16 protein-coding genes and 1 tRNA gene are annotated in these 18,434 nt (G+C 47.5%); 16 read left to right on the top strand and 1 reads right to left on the bottom strand.

Features of this window, described 5'->3' with window-relative positions:
• Window positions 1-3 precede the first annotated feature (3 nt).
• The 12 genes from purL (at window position 4) to HZL42_RS05085 (ending at window position 12,509) form a co-directional block, all read left to right on the top strand.
• Complete coding sequence (gene purL / locus HZL42_RS05135; RefSeq protein WP_219054594.1) at window positions 4-2,229, top strand: phosphoribosylformylglycinamidine synthase subunit PurL; 2,226 nt, start codon at window positions 4-6, stop codon at window positions 2,227-2,229.
• Window positions 2,205-3,653, top strand: coding sequence for an amidophosphoribosyltransferase (gene purF, locus HZL42_RS05130; RefSeq protein WP_219054593.1), 1,449 nt, complete (start codon window positions 2,205-2,207; stop codon window positions 3,651-3,653). Before purL ends, purF begins: the two co-directional genes overlap by 25 nt.
• Window positions 3,654-4,688 carry a phosphoribosylformylglycinamidine cyclo-ligase gene (gene purM, locus HZL42_RS05125; protein ID WP_219054592.1) on the top strand — a complete coding sequence of 345 codons (1,035 nt, stop codon included), beginning with the start codon at window positions 3,654-3,656 and terminating at the stop codon, window positions 4,686-4,688.
• Complete coding sequence (purN, locus tag HZL42_RS05120; protein WP_219054591.1) at window positions 4,663-5,259, top strand: phosphoribosylglycinamide formyltransferase; 597 nt, start codon at window positions 4,663-4,665, stop codon at window positions 5,257-5,259. Before purM ends, purN begins: the two co-directional genes overlap by 26 nt.
• Window position 5,260: 1 nt before the next feature.
• Window positions 5,261-6,793, top strand: a complete 1,533-nt coding sequence (purH, locus tag HZL42_RS05115) for a bifunctional phosphoribosylaminoimidazolecarboxamide formyltransferase/IMP cyclohydrolase (RefSeq protein ID WP_219054590.1) — start codon at window positions 5,261-5,263, stop codon at window positions 6,791-6,793.
• A gap of 20 nt (window positions 6,794-6,813) precedes the next feature.
• A complete protein-coding gene (gene purD / locus HZL42_RS05110; RefSeq protein ID WP_219054589.1) occupies window positions 6,814-8,064 on the top strand; it encodes a phosphoribosylamine--glycine ligase in 1,251 nt (416 codons plus the stop codon).
• A gap of 104 nt (window positions 8,065-8,168) precedes the next feature.
• Entirely contained in the window at window positions 8,169-8,525 is a 357-nt protein-coding gene (gene folB / locus HZL42_RS05105) for a dihydroneopterin aldolase (protein WP_219054588.1), read from the top strand.
• Window positions 8,526-8,529: 4 nt separating this feature from the next.
• Window positions 8,530-9,012, top strand: a complete 483-nt coding sequence (folK, locus tag HZL42_RS08975) for a 2-amino-4-hydroxy-6-hydroxymethyldihydropteridine diphosphokinase (protein ID WP_255552564.1) — start codon at window positions 8,530-8,532, stop codon at window positions 9,010-9,012.
• Window positions 9,009-9,575, top strand: coding sequence for a GTP cyclohydrolase I FolE (gene folE, locus HZL42_RS08970; protein ID WP_255552563.1), 567 nt, complete (start codon window positions 9,009-9,011; stop codon window positions 9,573-9,575). Before folK ends, folE begins: the two co-directional genes overlap by 4 nt.
• Window positions 9,576-10,928 (top strand): folylpolyglutamate synthase/dihydrofolate synthase family protein, encoded by a 1,353-nt coding sequence (locus HZL42_RS05095; RefSeq protein WP_219054587.1) that lies wholly within the window; start codon window positions 9,576-9,578, stop codon window positions 10,926-10,928.
• Window positions 10,918-11,991, top strand: a complete 1,074-nt coding sequence (gene folP / locus HZL42_RS05090; protein ID WP_219054586.1) for a dihydropteroate synthase — start codon at window positions 10,918-10,920, stop codon at window positions 11,989-11,991. Before HZL42_RS05095 ends, folP begins: the two co-directional genes overlap by 11 nt.
• Before the next feature lie 2 nt (window positions 11,992-11,993).
• Window positions 11,994-12,509, top strand: coding sequence for an NUDIX domain-containing protein (locus HZL42_RS05085; protein ID WP_255552562.1), 516 nt, complete (start codon window positions 11,994-11,996; stop codon window positions 12,507-12,509).
• 36 nt (window positions 12,510-12,545) lie between these two features.
• Here the strand turns inward: HZL42_RS05085 and HZL42_RS05080 are convergent.
• Window positions 12,546-12,629: transfer RNA gene (locus HZL42_RS05080), tRNA-Leu, on the bottom strand.
• A gap of 253 nt (window positions 12,630-12,882) precedes the next feature.
• Between HZL42_RS05080 and asnB the strand changes: the two genes are divergently transcribed.
• From asnB to HZL42_RS05060, 4 genes are read left to right on the top strand one after another with little or no spacing between them, the layout of a single operon-like run.
• Window positions 12,883-14,763: an asparagine synthase (glutamine-hydrolyzing) gene (gene asnB, locus HZL42_RS05075; RefSeq protein ID WP_219054585.1), complete on the top strand. Its 1,881-nt coding sequence runs from the start codon at window positions 12,883-12,885 to the stop codon at window positions 14,761-14,763.
• Between the two features lie 26 nt (window positions 14,764-14,789).
• The gene (locus HZL42_RS05070; protein ID WP_219054584.1) at window positions 14,790-16,334 is read left to right on the top strand and encodes a UDP-N-acetylmuramoyl-L-alanyl-D-glutamate--2,6-diaminopimelate ligase; all 1,545 of its coding nucleotides are present in this window, start codon (window positions 14,790-14,792) and stop codon (window positions 16,332-16,334) included.
• Window positions 16,327-17,577 (top strand): carboxylate--amine ligase, encoded by a 1,251-nt coding sequence (locus HZL42_RS05065; RefSeq protein ID WP_219054583.1) that lies wholly within the window; start codon window positions 16,327-16,329, stop codon window positions 17,575-17,577. The genes HZL42_RS05070 and HZL42_RS05065 overlap by 8 nt, the downstream gene beginning before the upstream one ends.
• A gap of 6 nt (window positions 17,578-17,583) precedes the next feature.
• Complete coding sequence (locus tag HZL42_RS05060) at window positions 17,584-18,306, top strand: aspartate/glutamate racemase family protein (RefSeq protein WP_219054582.1); 723 nt, start codon at window positions 17,584-17,586, stop codon at window positions 18,304-18,306.
• Window positions 18,307-18,434 lie beyond the last annotated feature (128 nt).

The raw sequence follows: 18,434 nt of genomic DNA, 5'->3' as shown, positions 1-18,434 counted from the left end.
GCATTGCAAAAACAAGTGGAACTTTCCCCAGAACAAATTAGAGATCAAAAGGTTTACCGGGACTGGGGATTAACCGATGGCGAATACGATTTAATTTCAGAAAAGCTTTTAAAACGGCTCCCTAACTTTACTGAAACTGGTTTGTACTCCGGAATGTGGAGTGAACACTGTTCTTACAAGAATTCTAAGCCGATTTTACGGAAGTTCTGGACCAAGGGCTCACGGGTAATTCAAGGGCCTGGTGAAGGGGCCGGGGTATTGGACATCAACGATGGGCAAGCCGTCGTGTTCAAGGCCGAAAGCCACAATCACCCTAGTTTTGTTGAACCATACGAAGGAGCTGCTACCGGAGTCGGGGGAATCATTAGGGATATCTTCTCAATGGGGGCCAAGCCAATTGCTTCGCTTGATAGCCTCCGCTTTGGCGAATTAAGTAACCCTAAGAACCGCTTCTTATTGGACAAGGTCGTTGCCGGAATCGCAGGGTACGGGAACTGTATCGGAATTCCAACCGTTGGTGGTGAAATCGGGTTTGATAAGTGTTACGATGGGAACCCACTTGTGAACGTAATGTGTGTCGGAATCATGGATCAAGCCGATATTGAAGCGGGGCGGGCCCATGGAACCGGGAACTCCATCATCTACGTTGGTGCTAAGACCGGCCGGGATGGAATTAACGGGGCAACCTTTGCTTCCAGTCAATTCAGTAAGGAAGAAGAATCCGATCGGTCCGCTGTTCAAGTTGGGGATCCGTTCATGGAAAAACTATTGGTGGATGCTTGTTTAGAAATCACCCACAAGCACAGCGACATCCTAGTCGGAATTCAGGACATGGGGGCTGCCGGGCTGGTTTCCTCGTCTGCTGAAATGGCAGCGAAGGCTAACAGCGGGGTTGATTTGAACCTAGACTTAGTTCCCCAAAGAGAACCGGGAATGACCCCATACGAAATTATGCTTTCCGAATCCCAAGAAAGAATGCTGCTCTGTGTTAAAAAGGGCCATGAACAAACCGTCTTGGACGTGTTTGAACGCTACGGACTAGATGCCGTGGTAATCGGCAGCGTTAATGATGACGGCCAATACCGGCTTTCCCAACACGGTGAACTAGTCTGTGATATTCCAACCAAGACGTTGGTGGATGACGTGCCAGAATACACCCACCCGCTTGTAGAACCAGCCCGTTTGAAGCAACCCGCTCCCCACTTCACCCCTGAATTTGACGATTTGGGCACAATGGTCAAGCAAATGTTAGGCCAAGCAACGATTGCATCTAAGCAGTCAGTTTACCAACAATACGATAGTCGGGTTCAAGCGAACACCGTTCTAGCACCCGGAAGCGATTCCGCTGTGGTGCGGATTCGGGGCACTAAGAAGGCGCTTGCGATGACGACCGACTGTAATTCCCGTTACATCTACTTGGATCCATTCCAGGGGGGGCAAATTGCGGTTGCCGAAGCTGCCCGGAATATCGTTGCTAGTGGAGCCCTCCCAATTGGCATTACCGATTGTTTGAACTTCGGGAACCCTGATGATCCAGAAAGCTACTTCGAAATGAGCAAGTCTGCCGAAGGAATTGCTAAGGCCTGTGAACAATTCGACGCGCCCGTTATTGGTGGAAACGTTTCACTTTATAACGAAACCGATAATGCCGCCATTTACCCCACGCCATTGATCGGAATGGTGGGGTTAATCGAATCTAACGATCAAATCACGAAGGCGAGTGCTAAGGCTGCTGATGAATTGGTGTACGTGGTTGGGAAAACCTTTGACGACTACAGCGGTTCCGAAATTCAAAAGATGTTGGCTGATCAGATTAGTGGTCGGATTGAACACTTTGATTTAGCAACCGAAGCAAAGAACCAAAAACTAGTCCACACGGCAATCGTTGATAAGTTAGTTGATAGTGTGCACGACATTAGTGAAGGGGGCTTAATCGTCACCCTATTAGAAACCCTGTTCGAAAACGAATTAGGCTTCACCGGTAAGACCGCTTTGACCCGTGAACAATTATTTTCCGAGACCCAATCCCGGTTCGTAATCACGGTCCCAAAGCAAAACCAAGCAGCATTTGAAAAATTAGCGGGCGATCAGGCCACGTTAATTGGAACCACCACTGCTGATCACGAATTACATTTAGAACTAAGTAACGATAATTTAAACCTTGATGTGAATGAAATGAATCAAATTTGGAAAGAGGGACTCTCATGGCTAATGAAGTCAAAAGCTTAAATGATGAATGTGGTGTCTTTGGAATCTGGGGTACGCCCGACGCAACGCGTTTGACCTACGATGGATTGCATGCATTACAACACCGGGGACAAGAAGGTGCTGGGATTGCATCGAACGACCATAACCAACTCCATCGATACCGTGGTTTAGGTTTATTAGCCCAAGTGTTTGAAGACCCACAAACGTTGGAAATCTTAAACGGGAACTCCGCAATTGGTCACATTCGGTACGCCACCGCAGGGAGCCACAGTATTAATAATATTCAGCCATTCATGTTTGAAAACACCAGTACCCACTTCGCCATTTCCCATAACGGAAACTTAACGAATGCGGATACGCTAAAGAAGGAACTAAAAGCAAAGGGCGTTCAATTCCAATCCGATTCCGATAGTGAACTCTTTGGGGACTTGATCGAAGTTAGTGAAATGGATAGCTTCACCGATAAGATTAAGGACGCTGCGAACCGCATGCACGGGGGCTTTGCCTACGTCTTAATGTCGACCGATGCAATGTATGCCATCAGTGATCCGAACGGGTTACGCCCACTAGTAATGGGGAAGCGTGCCGACGGCAGTGTCGTGATCTGTAGTGAAACCTGTGCCTTAGACCAAGTTAAGGCGGAGTTCATTCGCGACTTGGAACCAGGCGAATTGATCAAAGTCGACAAGAATGGGATTAAGATTGACCACTACACTACCGATACCGAGCTCACCGTTTGTTCAATGGAATACATCTACTTTGCCCGTCCTGACTCAGTAATTCACGGGGTCAGCGTACATGAAGCTAGAAAGAAGATGGGGGCGCAAGTAGCCCGTGAACATCCGGTTAAGGCCGACGTTGTGATTGGGGTGCCCAACTCCTCACTATCCGCTGCAATTGGGTATGCCAACGAAAGCGGGATTCCTTATGATATGGGAATGATCAAGAACCAATACGTTGCGAGAACCTTCATCGAACCCACCCAAAAGAAGCGCGAACGCGGCGTGTCAATGAAGTTATCAGTTGTTAAGTCCGTCATCGAAGGTAAGGACATCATCTTGGTTGATGATTCGATCGTGCGGGGAACCACCAGTCGCTACATCGTTCAACTCCTCCGGGATGCTGGGGCCAAATCAATTCACGTTCGGATTGCTTCACCAGACTTGAAGTTCCCATGTTTCTATGGAATTGACATTCAAAAACCAAGCGAATTGATTGGAGCCAACTATAGTGTTGATGGGATTCGCGACCAAATCGGGGCCGACTCCCTTGGCTACCTCAGCGTTGATGGTTTAATTGATTCAATCGGTCTAAAGTGTGATAACCAATACCATGGTTTATGTACGGCTTACTTTGACGGGAAGTACCCAACCCCACTTTATGATTACGAAGCAATGTACGAACGTGAAGCAAAACGTTTACACCTATATGAAGGGATGAATTAGATGGCTGACCAATATAAGAAAGCAGGCGTTGACATTGAAAGTGGCGCGCAGGCGGTTAACCAAATTAAGTCAATCGTTAAGGCGACTCAAGATGCCAATGTGATTGGTGGAATTGGGGGCTTCGGCGCTGAATATAGCTTAAAGGATAGCTTTGCCAAGTTCAAAAACCCGGTTTTAATTTCCGGGACCGACGGGGTTGGGACCAAGTTGCTCCTTGCGATTCAGGCCAACCTCCACAATACGATTGGGATTGATTTAGTGGCCATGTGTGCTAACGATATCCTAGCGCAGGGGGCCGAACCACTTTTCTTCTTAGACTACGTCGGGGTGGGCAAACTAGACCCCAGTCAAATGAAGGAAATCGTTTCCGGAATTGCTGACGGTTGTCAGCAGGCCGGCTTATCACTAATCGGTGGGGAAATGGCTGAAATGCCCGGCATCTACACCAATGGCGACTACGATTTAAGTGGTTTTGCCGTTGGAATTGGTGATAAGGATGAACTCCTTGGTGCTGCTAACGTTCAAGCGGGTGACGTGTTGATTGGCCTCGCTTCCAGTGGGGTTCATTCAAACGGATTCTCACTCGTTAGAAAGATCATCAAGGATGCCGACTTAGACGTTCATCAGACCTACCCCGGTTTTGACGAACCGCTGATCAACGCGTTGTTAGCCCCCACCAAGCTTTATTACCATGCGGTCAACCCGTCGATTCAAGCAGACTTGATTCACTCGATTGCCCACATTACTGGTGGTGGAATTGCCGATAACCTGTCCCGGAGTATTCCGGAACACTTAACGGCTCAGATCGACCGTAGTAGTTGGGAAGTGCCAACGCTCTTTAAGGCGCTCCAAAAGTGGGGCCACCTGGACACTAACGACATGGATCAAGTCTTTAACCAGGGAATTGGCATGGTCCTAGTTGTCCCTAAGGAAAACGTTGCCGCGGTGGAAGCCAACCTAACGGCGCAAAAACAAGCATACTATCAAATTGGTAAGGTGGTGAAGCGCAATGCAGCAGCAGTCGAACTCAGCTAATGATCCGCGCTTATCCGTAGCGATTTTCGCTTCTGGCAACGGAACTAACTTCGAGGCCATTGCCACTGCGGACCTCCCAATTGACATTAAATTACTAGTCTGTGACCACCATGACGCCTATGTTTTAAAGCGGGCGGCTAAGTTTGGGGTCCCAGCATTGGTGATTGAAGCCAAGAAGGGCATTTCCAAGCAACACCGGGAACAAACCATCCTCCGCCACTTACGAGCTGAGGGCGTGGAAGCCATCTTCTTAGCTGGCTACATGCGCATCATTGGTCCAACGCTACTGGACGCCTTTGCCAAACGAATCATTAACATCCATCCGGCATTGCTCCCTAACTTTCCGGGGCTACACGGCATTGAGGATGCTTACGCAGCCAACGTTAAAGAAACCGGGGTTACGATTCACTACATCGATTCCGGAGTTGACACTGGACAGATCATTGCCCAGCAAAGCGTTCCCCGGTATCCAGATGATAGCGTCACAGATTTAGCAACTAGAATTCATGATGTTGAGCATCAATTATATCCAAATACGATTCTTGATCTAATAAAAAAAGGAGTTCTCTAAATTGAAAAAGTTAGCATTGTTAAGCGTTTCTGATAAAACTGGAATTGTTGATTTCGCCAAGCAACTCGAAGAACGGGACTACGAGGTAGTTTCCACTGGTGGAACCTTGAAGGCCCTTTTGGATGGTGGAGTTGACGCCATCTCAGTTGAAAAAATTACTAATTTTGATGAAATGCTTGACGGTCGGGTAAAGACCTTACACCCCCGCATTCATGCCGGAATTTTAGCTCGTCGTGACAACGAGACCCATATGAAACAAATCGCAGCTCAGGGCATCGACCCAATTGACCTTGTTTGTGTGAACCTCTACCCATTCAAGGAAACGATTGAAAAGCCAGATGTAACTGACGAAGAAGCAATCGAAAACATCGATATTGGTGGCCCATCAATGTTAAGAGCCGCTGCTAAGAACAGCCAAGACGTCATCGTGATTACCGACGTTAATGACTATTCAGAATTCATCAAGCGTTACGACGCTAACGAATTAGATGCCGCTTACCACCGGCACTTAGCTGCCAAGGTGTTCAGACACACCGCTGCTTACGATGCCCTAATTGCACAATACTTAACCAAGGAAGAATTCCCAGAAAAGCTAACTTTAACCTACGAAAAGGTTCAAGACATGCGTTATGGTGAAAACAGTCACCAAAAGGCTGCTTATTACAGTGAACCCATTCCAGAAAAGTACTCACTTGCTAACGCTAAGCAACTGCACGGAAAGGAATTATCATACAATAACGTTCGGGATGCGGATGCCGCCCTTAGAATTATTGCTGAATTCCCAGACCAACCAGCTGTCGTAGCCCTAAAGCACATGAACCCTTGTGGAATCGGGACTGCCGATGACCTATTAACGGCTTGGAACCTTGCTTATGAATCCGATCCGATTTCAATCTTTGGGGGAATCATTGCATTGAACCGTGAAGTTGATTTAGCAACTGCCGAAAAGATGCACGCAATTTTCTTGGAAATCGTTATTGCCCCATCGTTTACCGATGAAGCCTACGATGTATTAGCTAAGAAGAAGAACATCCGGCTATTAACGTTACCATTTGGCCCAATCGACAAAACTGGTAAGGATGAAGTTAGCGTACTCGGTGGAATGCTCGTTCAAGACCGGGACTTACTCCACGAAGCAAGTGCGAACTTTAAGGTGGTTTCTAAGGTGCAACCAACTGCTGAACAACTAAAGGCCCTTGCATTCGGGCAAAACGCTGTTAAGCACGTTAAGAGTAACGCCATCGTGGTTACCACCGCTAACCAAACCCTAGGGGTCGGGGCTGGCCAACCAAATCGGATCGATTCCACTAAGATTGCGGTTGAAAAGGCTGAATCTAAGCCGAACTTTGCTAACGCAGTTTTAGCTTCCGATGCGTTCTTCCCAATGGACGATTGTGTTGAATTTGCTGCTAAGCATGGCATTAAGGCCATTGTTGAACCAGGTGGTAGTATTAAGGATCAGGATTCAATTGCTAAGGCGGACGAATTAGGCATCGCGTTAGTATTCAGTGGCGCTCGTCACTTTAAGCACTAATATAACTGGGAGAGATTAGGATGGAAAATTGGCTTTTGGTCGGTTCTGGTGGCCGTGAATATTCAATTGCAAAGAAGTTAGTTGAAAATGGTGATCGTAACGTTTACGTTGCACCAGGGAACCCAATGATGGATCAAATTCAAAACGTGGGAACCGTCGACATTGATGAAATGGATTTTCAAGGACTCGTTGAATTTGCAAAACAAAATCACATTGATTGGACAATTGTGGGCCCTGAAGCCCCGTTATCGATGGGGATTGTGGATGCGTTTCGAAAACAGGGCTTGAACATCTTTGGCCCAACGAAGGTTGCCGCTCAACTAGAAAGTTCCAAGGCGTACGCAAAGCAAATCATGCAAAAGCGTGGCGTTGCGACCGCAGCGTACCAAGAATTTCAATCGGCTTCAGAAGCGATTGAATCCGTGAAAGCAGGCTCGTTTCCAGTCGTGATCAAAGCGAACGGCTTAGCCGCTGGAAAGGGGGTTATCATTGCCCCCGATGAAACCACCGCGGTTGATTCCATTAATAAACTCTTTACCGATAAGCCCGATTCCGAAGTTCTGATCGAAGAATTTATGGCCGGACAAGAATTTTCGTTCATCGTAATGGCCAACGGGACCAACGTGGTGCCAATGCAAATTGCTCAGGACCACAAGCGCCTGTTGAACGACGATCAGGGACCGAACACCGGTGGAATGGGGGCTTACAGTCCCGTCCCTCAATTTAGCCAGGCGGTAGTTGACGGGGCAATGCACGATGTGATCATGCCCGTCCTAGCAGAAATGAAGGCCCAGGGGCATCCGTTCACCGGGTTTCTATACGCCGGGTTGATTCAAACCAAGACCGGCACCAAGGTCGTTGAATTCAACGTTCGGATGGGCGACCCCGAAACACAGGTCATCCTCCCCCAATTAGAAGATGACTTTGGGACCGTCATTGAACAACTGATGGCTGGTCAAACGGTTACGCCGAAGTGGCAACACGGCAAGTACTACCTCGGGGCCGTCATCGCTGCTGCTGGCTATCCCGGAGCCCATCCAGACCATCTCCCCCTGCCTAAGTTTACTGACGACCAGATCAGCGTTAGTTATGCCGGGGTTCAGGAAGTGGATAATCAACTGGTTAGCCACGGTGGCCGGGTGTTGATGGTAATTGCCAGTGACGCTGATTTAAAGCAGGCCCAAACGAAAGTGAATAGTGCGCTAGCTCGGTTTGTTAATTCTAATGACTATGAATACCGAACTGATATTGGAAGTAAGGCGTTTAAATAGCGACTGAAATGGAGCTGGATTCAAATCTAGCTCTATTTTTGTTGTCTTTTCACTTCCTTTTTGGCATGATAGACTGTATACAAACAAAATGGAGTGGGTAAAAAATGGAAACAATTCGGTTAAATAACATGCAGTTTCATTCCCATATTGGGGTCCTCCCGGAAGAACGGGTCGTGGGCCAAGACATTCAAATTGATGTGGAAATGAAGACGAACTTTAAGCAGCTGGTGACTTCTGATGATGTGAAGGACACCTTAAACTACGGGTTGGTCTTCGATGAAGTGGCCGAGGTGGTAGCGAATAGTCGCGATGAACTAATTGAAACCCTGGGGGCCAAGATTATCGCAACGATTAAGCGCCACCATGGCGAACAATTGGACCGGTTGATCGTTAGAATTAGAAAGTTAGGCCTGCCAATTGACGGGATCCTAGCTAACGTTGAAATTGAATTGGAAGGATAGAAAATTGACAGTTGCATATTTAAGTTTAGGGAGTAACCTGGGGGATAAGTTAAGCGAATTACAACAGGCGGTTACGTTATTGAATGCTGATGAGAACGTTACCGTTACCAAGGTCTCCGATGTATACCAGACCTCACCGGTCGGTGGCGTCAAGCAGGATGATTTTTATAACATTGCGGTGCAGGTGACCACCAACTTAGCGGCGGAATCGCTGCTGAATTTAATTCACGTGATCGAACAAAAGCTCCACCGGGTCAGAAAGATTCACTGGGGTCCCCGGACGCTAGACATTGACATTATTTTATTTGGGACCGCTCACATCCAAAGCGCTTCATTGACCGTCCCCCATCCAGAAATGAATAATCGGAAGTTCGTTTTACAACCATTAATGCAGATTTACGATAATGACGCTAGTGCTTTGCAGGCGGCGTTTGCTAAAATTGATGGGCAGGAAATTGAAAGTATCGGGAGTTTGATTAAAATATGAACGAAGAAAACCAAAAAATAATTGAATCAGCAGTGCGCGCCATTTTGAAAGCGGTTGGTGACGACCCCGCTCGCGAGGGGTTAGTTGAAACGCCAAAGCGGGTGGCAAAGATGTACGCCGAAGTTTTTTCATCACTCAATCAAGAATTTACGAATTACAAGGTCTTTAATTCCGACGTTGAGGATAACGGGACGGTGATTGTCCGCGACATTCCGTTTTATTCGATGTGTGAACACCACCTGTTGCCATTTTTCGGCAAGGTAACCGTTGCCTACGTTCCAAACGACGGGAAAATCATCGGCCTAAGTAAGATTCCCCGGTTGGTCGATTTTGTTGCGAGCCGGCCAAGCGTCCAGGAAAACATCACCCACCAAATCGGTGTGCAATTGGATGCCATTTTGCACCCCAAGGGCGTGGCCGTGATTGCCGATGCTAGACACATGTGTATGGAAATGCGCGGGGTGAAAAAACAAGCCGGCAGCACCCGGACGACCTACTACCGCGGCGTCTTCAAGGATTCCACGACCAAACGTGAACTCCTTGATGAAATCAGGTTAAGTTAATTGGCTTCGGACAAGCACCAATTCCAAGCCGGTTTAAATCACATCAATCAAACCATGAAGTACGACGGCCTCGGCCGGATTCAACTGTTAAACCAAATCGTTACCCGGCTGGTTGCTGGCCACCCCCGCCAAACCGTGATTCGCGTCTGTGGGACCAATGGCAAGGGGTCGACCAGTACCATGATCAGTAACGTTTTAAATGCAGCCGGGCGCTCAGTCGGGATCTTCACCAGCCCGTATTTGATCGATCCCTTAGAACAGATTCAAATTAACGGGGACGTGATTACCGAACAGCAGTTCCTAGCGGCCGAACAAGCAGTGCAAGCAACTGTGAAAGCATTAGGCTATGGCTTTCAAACTGACATTTCAGAGTTTGAAAGCTGGTTTTTAATCGCGGTGCAGGCCTTCCTCACCGCTCAGACCTCCGTGATGGTTCTGGAATGTGGAATGGGGGGGCAACTAGACGCCACGAACGCCATTGACCACTCCGATTTCAGCATTTTCACCCTGATTGGGCTGGACCACTTTAAATTCCTGGGCGATACGTTAGCCCAAATTGCAACGACCAAGGGAAAGATGATTCGTGACCACGAACAAGTCATTAGTTACTTTCACCAACGTCCCGAAGTCGCCACGATTCTCAAAACAATCGCCGCTGCGCACCATGCACCACTCACCGTCGCAGACCAAGTTACCATCCAAGCCGTTCGTTTTGACGCTGCCACGCTTCAGACCACCTTTAGCGCGACCACGGGTGATGCAACAATCCCGTTGACCCTGCATCTCAGCGGGGCGTTTCAACTGGCCAACGTTAAGACTGTCATCACGTGGTGGCAGGTTTATAATGCGCAGCATCCGGCCGCCCCCATCCCACTTACAGCCCTGCAGGCGGGAATTGCCAAGACCCAAATCGGGGGCCGCTTTAGTCGGCTGGCGAATGGCTGGATCGTTGACGGTGCCCATAACCGTGACGCCATTAACGCCTTTGTAAAGACCGTGAACCAATACTTTGGCGCTGCGCCAAAACTCATCATGGTCGGTTTTTTAGCCGATAAGGAGGTGCGGCGGTGCGTACACGAACTCCAAGGGATTCAAAACGCTACCTTTCTGACCGTTACGCCTGATAACCATGACCGGCGGCTCCCGGCTGATGCGTTGTTCCAAATTTTTGAATCTGAATCCGCGGTCCAAAACGGGACCAACCGGGTGATCAACGCCCAAACCTTTGCGCAGGCCGCGCAACTGTTTCACCAGGCAAATCCGAATGACCAGCTATTGGTAGTGGGTTCCTTTTACACCGTGAAGGGGATTATCGAACTACTTAATCGAAAGGACGCTGAACATGACAATTAAAGAAGTTCCAATGCACAACCAAAATGATTTGATCAACATTGAGATTGAAAATGGCGCTACCGATGAAAGGCTCAGCAATCTATTGGCAGCGCTTCACGTGAACACTTGGCAGACCGATTCACTGCACGCCATCATCAGCAAGGTGCAGTTACACCAATTAATCGAACTTGCCACCGAACATCACTTTCCAGCGGTGCTAGTGAATGATTTGACCGCCATTTACCGCCGTCATCAGATTATGCTGCGGGGGGCGCACTTTGAACTCGACTTAACGATTGATCCGGCCGTGATGGCAATCTTGAACACGAGTCCGGATTCCTTTTTTGATGGGGATGCAACCCTAAACGATCAAAAGATCCTTCAAAAAGTGGAGTCGTTTATGGCTAACAACACTAAAATCATCGACTTAGGGGGCCAATCCACTCGCCCCGGGTACCAAGAAATTACCCCCGAAGTGGAAATTGAACGGACCGTTCCGTACATTCAAATGATCAAACGCGAATTTCCGGATGCCATCATCTCCGTTGATTCATACAAACCGAAAGTGATCGAGGCCGTTTTAGATGCCGGCGCCGACATCATTAACGACGTCAACGGCTTTGAAGATAATCCTGCGAAGCTGGACCTAGTTGCTAAATACCATCCTGCACTCATTGCGATGTACAACAACCGGATCAGTAAGTGGGGGCCCACTGAGCTTGCGGCGTTCTTTGCTGACCGGAAGAAGACGTTTGAAGCCCGCGGGATTCACGCTGATAACTGGGTAATCGATCCCGGAGTGGGCTTCCTAGCGCAGGATAGTACCGTTACCGACATTGATTTAATCAAAACGATTCGGCAGTTAAGTGAGATGAACATCCCAACCCTAATCGCAATTTCCCGGAAGAGCATGTTCAAAAAGTTATTCGGCATCGACGCCGCTAAGAACGTCTGGTCAACTCTGGTGGCCGAATTAATGATGGTCCACATGGGCGGCCAAATCATTCGGGTGCACGATTACGCGGAAACCAACCTAATGTTGCAAATGAGAAAGCAACTCGAGTTTCCCCGGGCGACGAACTAACGATGGATGCTAGTGCAGTGAAGGAGTTGCTGGATAACCTCCACCAATCCCACTTTAAAATTGATGAAGCGGCGTACCAAAAGGCCCTGGCATTCATTGACCAGCATCCGGACCGCATGTTCGATAGAAAGAACATGCACGGCCACTTCAGCGCTAGTGCGTACGCCTTTCAAAACGGCAGGCTCTGGTTCATTCAGCACCCGTACTTACACACGATTCTGCTGCCAGCCGGGCACGTGGAACCGGGGGAGCAGCCACTAATGACTGCCCAACGCGAATTTAGGGAGGAAACCGGCTTTGCGACCCACCCGGTGGCTGATGCGCTACACGGCCTGCGCGACTTGAACATTATCAATATTCCAGCCAATCCCATTAAAAATGAGGGGGCCCACTTTCACGTTGACCTGCGCTATGCGTTAACGATTAGTCCTCAGCAACGAAGTGAAGCGGAGCTGCCGAGTTTTTTGATTGACCGCAGCAACGCCCCCGGAGAATTTCATAAGTACTTTGACCAATAAAAAAAGAGGAAGACGACTGTCTTCCTCTTTTTCAGATGCCCCAAGCAGGATTCGAACCTGTACTTGATAAATCAAACAGCGACCTGAACGCTGCGCGTCTGCCAATTCCGCCATTGGGGCAAATCAATCTCTATTTTACTATAGATTGCCACTAAAAGAAAGCGGCTCGATTAAATTTAGTGCTAAAATATGGGGGCGCATTCCGCACTTAATTGAAGGTGAAAATATTAAAACTATTTTTCAACTTTTGTTAAGAAATAGCAACGTTAGTAGTCTATAAAAAATTTTTTTGATACAATTAGTATTTGAAGATTATTTAAAATTTACTGTAAAAATACTTTAAGAATTGATAATAACAAAGGGGAAAATTAATATGTGTGGATTCACTGGTTATGTAAATCAAAAAGACGTCCCTAGTAATACGATCGTTAATATGGCTAATCGGATTAGACACCGGGGCCCAGACGATGAGCAATACTTCCAAGACGATAATATTTCAATGGGCTTTAGAAGATTATCCTTCCTTGATTTAGCGCACGGGGGCCAACCCATGTTTAGTGAAGATAATACGAAGGTCCTCACGTTTAATGGTGAAATTTATAACTACGAATCAATCAGAGAAGAACTAAAGCAATTGGGGTACAAGTTCTACACCGACGTTGACTCCGAAGTCTTGATCCGGGGATACGAAGCCTGGGGTCCAGACCTACTTAAAAAACTCCGGGGAATGTACGCCTTTGTCATCTACGATAGTAAAAAACAAGAAATCTTTGGGGTGCGGGACCACTTCGGAATCAAGCCACTTTACTACTACGATGATGGGGATGCCTTCATGTGGGGCTCAGAAATCAAGGCGTTCTTAGACAACCCTAAGTTCAACAAACAACTTAATATTGACATGCTACCAATTCACCTGAGCTTTGAATTTATCCCATCCCGCGATACGATGTTCAAGAACGTCTACAAGGTCTTGCCAGGTCAATACTTCATTCATAAAATCGGTGGCGACACTGAATTACACCGCTACTTCCGATTTAACTACGACCACGTTGATGAAAACCAAACCATTGATGGCGATGCTAAGCAAATCAGCAAGATCGTTAAGGAATCCGTTGAAAAGCACATGATTTCAGACGTTCCAGTCGGTAGTTTTCTTTCTAGTGGGGTTGACTCCAGCTACGTCTTGAATGAAGCTGCTAAATTAAAGCCAATTCAATCCTTCTCACTGGGGTTCAAGAACTCCAAATACAGTGAACTATCCTGGTCCACTGAATTTGCCAAGGAAATTGGCCAAAAGAATACGCCGGTTTACATTAACGGGGATGACTACTTCGACTTCCTGCCAACGATGATGTACTACATGGATGAACCACTTTCCAACCCATCCGCCGTTCAACTCTACTACCTTTCCAAGCGGACCCGGCAAGACGTTAAGGCGGCGCTATCTGGGGAAGGGGCCGATGAATTCTTTGGTGGTTACAATACCTACCTGGAAGCCTTCCCATTTGAACGGTACCAAAAGTGGGTGCCAAAGCCAGTTCGGAAGGGCTTGGCAGCGGTTGCTGAAAAAATGCCGCGTTTCCACGGCCGGCGCTTCTTAATTCGGGGGGCGCAACCATTGAGTGAACGGTACTACCGGGTCAATTACGTCTTTAACTTTGATGATCGAAACAAGGTTTTAAAGGATTCTTCAATCAATAAGGATTCCGGCCAATTCACTAAGCACATCTTTGACGATGTGAGCGGCAAGGATGAAATGACCCAAATGCAATACTTCGATATCAACACCTGGTTACCATTTGATATCTTGCATAAGGCCGACCGGATGAGTATGTGTAACTCACTCGAAGTTAGAACCCCATTAGTTGATAAGAAGGTTGCTGACTTTGCTGCAACAATGCCAATTAAGACCCGGATTCACAAGGGTGAAACCAAGGTTTCACTTCGGCGGGCGGCAATGGCGGCCCTGCCTGAAAAGGTTGCAAATAAGGAAAAATTAGGCTTTCCATCCCCAATTGCTTCTTGGATGAACATGCCTAAGTTCCACCAACGGATTGAAGAGGCCTTTACTTCAGACGTTGCCCAACGCTTCTTTAACGTCGACGAACTCCAACGGATTGTGCATGAACACGCTAGTGGAAAATCAAACATGCAAAAGATTTTCACGATCTATACCTTCATTCTTTGGTACCAAGTATTCTTCCCAGAAAACACCTCTGCCAAGACCGTCGAATTAGTTCATAAGACAAAATAATTTTGTTTTAGGAAGGATGAATCGCGATGGCTTTAAAAATCGAAGCAATTATCACCCTGCTAAAGGAACATGACTTATTGAAGAAGGTCAGTGGGGCCACGACTGCCGTTTCATTTACCAATATCGAATACGATTCACGGCAGGTGCAGGATTCCGGCCTGTTCTGCTGTAAGGGGAATTTCAAACCAGAATACCTAACGAAAGCCGCCCAAAACGGCGCTAGCGGGTACCTGGCAGAACGGGAGTTTACGGATTCCGCCTTGCTGGGCATCATTGTTACCGACGTCCAAAAGGCAATGGCGCTTCTAGGCGCAGCGTTTTATGGCTACCCCCAAAATGATTTGTTCATCATTGCCTACACCGGAACGAAGGGTAAGACGACCTCTGCTTACTTTACCCACGCCACATTGGCTGATTCGACTAGCCACCGAACAGCGTTATTTTCGACGATTGATACGGTGGTGGGCCCCGATCCAGAGCAACGGTTCAAGTCCCACTTAACCACGCCGGAGTCCTTGGACGTATTTAAAAACATGCGGGCGGCCGTTGATAACGGAATGACCCATCTGGTGATGGAAGTGTCATCCCAGGCGTACAAGAAGAACCGGGTCTACGGACTCCACTTTGACGTCGGCATCTTTTTGAACATCTCACCGGATCACATCGGTGCTAATGAACACCCCACCTTTGCGGACTACCTCCATTGCAAGGAGCAGTTGTTGGTCAATTCAACGGTTTGCATCATTAACGCCGAGACCGACCATTTAACCGATGTTTACCAGACCGCCAAGGCGACCTCGCAACCAGAGGCAATCTATCTATTTGCGCGTCAGGGGGCTCAATTAGCACGACCATTGACCGTTGATTTTAGCTACGTCAGCACGGCTGATACACTAGAACACAACGCCATTCGTCTAACGGCTGAAACTGCCCGGGCTAACGACCTTGCAGTTGCTGGGGATTACCAGTTATCCATTGCTGGTGACTACAATGAGTCCAATGCGACGGCTTCAATCATTGCGGCGGGCTTAGCCGGTGCCACTGCGGACCAAATCGCTAGGGGCCTGAGGACCGTTTTAATTCCCGGACGAATGGAAAGCTACCGTAGTGCCCACCATGGAACCATCTACGTTGATTACGCCCATAACTATGCTAGTATGCACGCGCTATTAGGCTTCTTGAAACGGGAGAATCCAGCTGGCCGGGTGATCGTAGTGGTCGGTAGTCCCGGCAATAAGGGTGAAGACCGCCGCGAGGGGTTCGGCAAGGCGCTGAGCGAAAGTGCGGACGCAGCCTTTTTAACCACTGACGACCCCGCATTTGAAGACCCTGAGACAATTGCTAGGGAAATTGATTCATATGTTGATCATGACCGCGTGCAGATTCATTTTGAAATGGACCGCAAGCAAGCGATTGTCCGGGCAATCGAATCTGCTGGACCAGCTGATATGGTCGTCGTGGCCGGCAAGGGGCGTGACCCCTACCAAAAGGTTAACGGAGTGGATGTTCCCTACGAAACCGACTCAGTGGTCGTTAAAAATATCTTGAAGGGATTCAAAAATAATGAGTAAGACAGCGTTTACCCCCATTTTATTGGGGAGTGATTTTAATTGTTATGGAATGGCGCGTTCACTTTACGAAAAGTATGGGCAACCAGTTAAGGCCTATGCCGAAGTGCAGTTAGCACCGACCCGCTTCACCAAGATCGTTGACCTGGAGTTGATTCCAGGCTTTAGCGAGGATCCGGAGTGGATTCAAGCGATGCGGAAACTAAAGCAAAAGTACGCTAGCCACCATGAACCAGTGATTTTGATTGGTTGTGGGGATGGGTATGCGGAGTTAATTTCCAAGCACAAATCTGAATTAGAGGACGTCTTCGTGTGTCCATACGTTGACTACAGTCTTATTCGTCAATTAAACAGCAAGGAAAACTTCTATCAGACCTGTGATCAATACAACTTACCATATCCAAAGACCCAAATTATCAGTCGGGAGATGTACGAATCCGGCGAACCGCTCACCCAACCATTTGGCTATCCGGTGGCGTTAAAACCGACCAACAGTGTAGAATGGTTAGATGTGCACTTTGAAGGCCGTAAGAAGGCGTTTGTGATCAAGTCAGCCGCAGAGTTTAAGGACATCGTTGGTAAAATCTACGATAATGGCTATCATTCGGATCTAATCTTACAGGACTTTATCCCGGGTGATGACAGCAACATGCGGGTGTTGAACGCCTACGTTGATAAGCACCACCACGTTAAGATGATGTGCCTCGGCCATCCGCTCTTGGAAGATTGTGCCCCGTCTGCAATCGGCAATTACGTGGCGATTTTACCAGAGTATAACCAGACCATTTACGATCAAATTCAAACCTTTTTGGAGGAGATTAAATTTACTGGTTACGCCAATTTTGATATGAAGTATGACGTTCGTGACGGTTCGTTCAAGCTCTTTGAAATCAACCTAAGGCAGGGCCGGAGTAGTTTCTTTGTAACCCTAAACGGTTATAATCTTGCTGATTGGGTGGTCCAAGACTACGCCTTCGATGTGCTTAAGGACCGCACCACCGTCTATGCGAACCAAGACACTAGCAAGTACTACCTCTGGTTAGGGGTCAGCGTCAGTGTGTTCAAGCAATACGCTAAGGACAATGCCGATAAGCAAACCGCTTTAAAATTAATTGACCGCCACCAGTATGGGACGACCTTCTGGTATGCTAAGGACCGCAATTTAAAGCGCTGGGCATTGATGAAGTGGATGTTCCATAATTATAGTAAGAACTTTGCGAAATACTTTGTAATGAATAAGGAGTAGGTTCATATGAAGAACTTTTTCTCAATCATTGGGGGAATGGGCACCACGGCAACCGAAAGTTATATCCACCTCTTGAATCAACGGACGCCGGCGCATCGCGACCAGGACTACTTAAACTATCTGCTGGTCAACCATGCTACCGTCCCGGATCGGACTGATTACATTTTGGACCACCAAAAGCCTAGTCCGCTTCCGGATTTAATTGAGGATATTCAACAACAGTCACAGCTTCACCCGGACTTCTTTACCTTACCTTGTAATACCGCCCATTACTTTTATGATCAACTCCAATCCCAAACTAACGTCCCAATCCTGCACATGCCCCGCGAAGCGGTTGCGTCAATTAAGCACCGTTATCCCACTGCTAAGCGGGTGGGGTTAATTGCTACTAACGGGACGCTTCACGATGGGGTGTACGACCATGAAATTGAGGCGGCCGGTTTTGAAGTTGTCAAGCCAACGTCTGCAATCAAGAATGAGACGATGAATCTAATTTATCACGACATTAAAGAACGGGACGTGGTGGATGAAGCTCGTTATCACCACATCTTGGATCAAATGGTTACTGAATTAAAAAGTGACGTAGTGATTCTGGGATGTACGGAGCTATCGGTGGCTGAAGAACGGGCCGGCAACCATGCTTATCCAATCGTTGATGCCCAGTCGGTATTGGTTGATCGAACGATTGAAATGGCAGAAACGTTAAAAAGAAATCGAAATAATAATTAAAAATGATACGTGTGTATGAATTCAAATATTATGCATACGTATTTTTGAAACGATGGTTAATTAATCGAAAAATAATTGGGTAAAATGGTTATAATACACTTAGTAAAGGTTTATAATAGTTTTTAGAA

Origin of the sequence: Lactobacillus sp. Sy-1 (assembly GCF_019303535.1) — a bacterium.
GTDB lineage: Bacteria > Bacillota > Bacilli > Lactobacillales > Lactobacillaceae > Nicoliella.
This window is presented reverse-complemented; position numbering and strand designations above follow the sequence as displayed.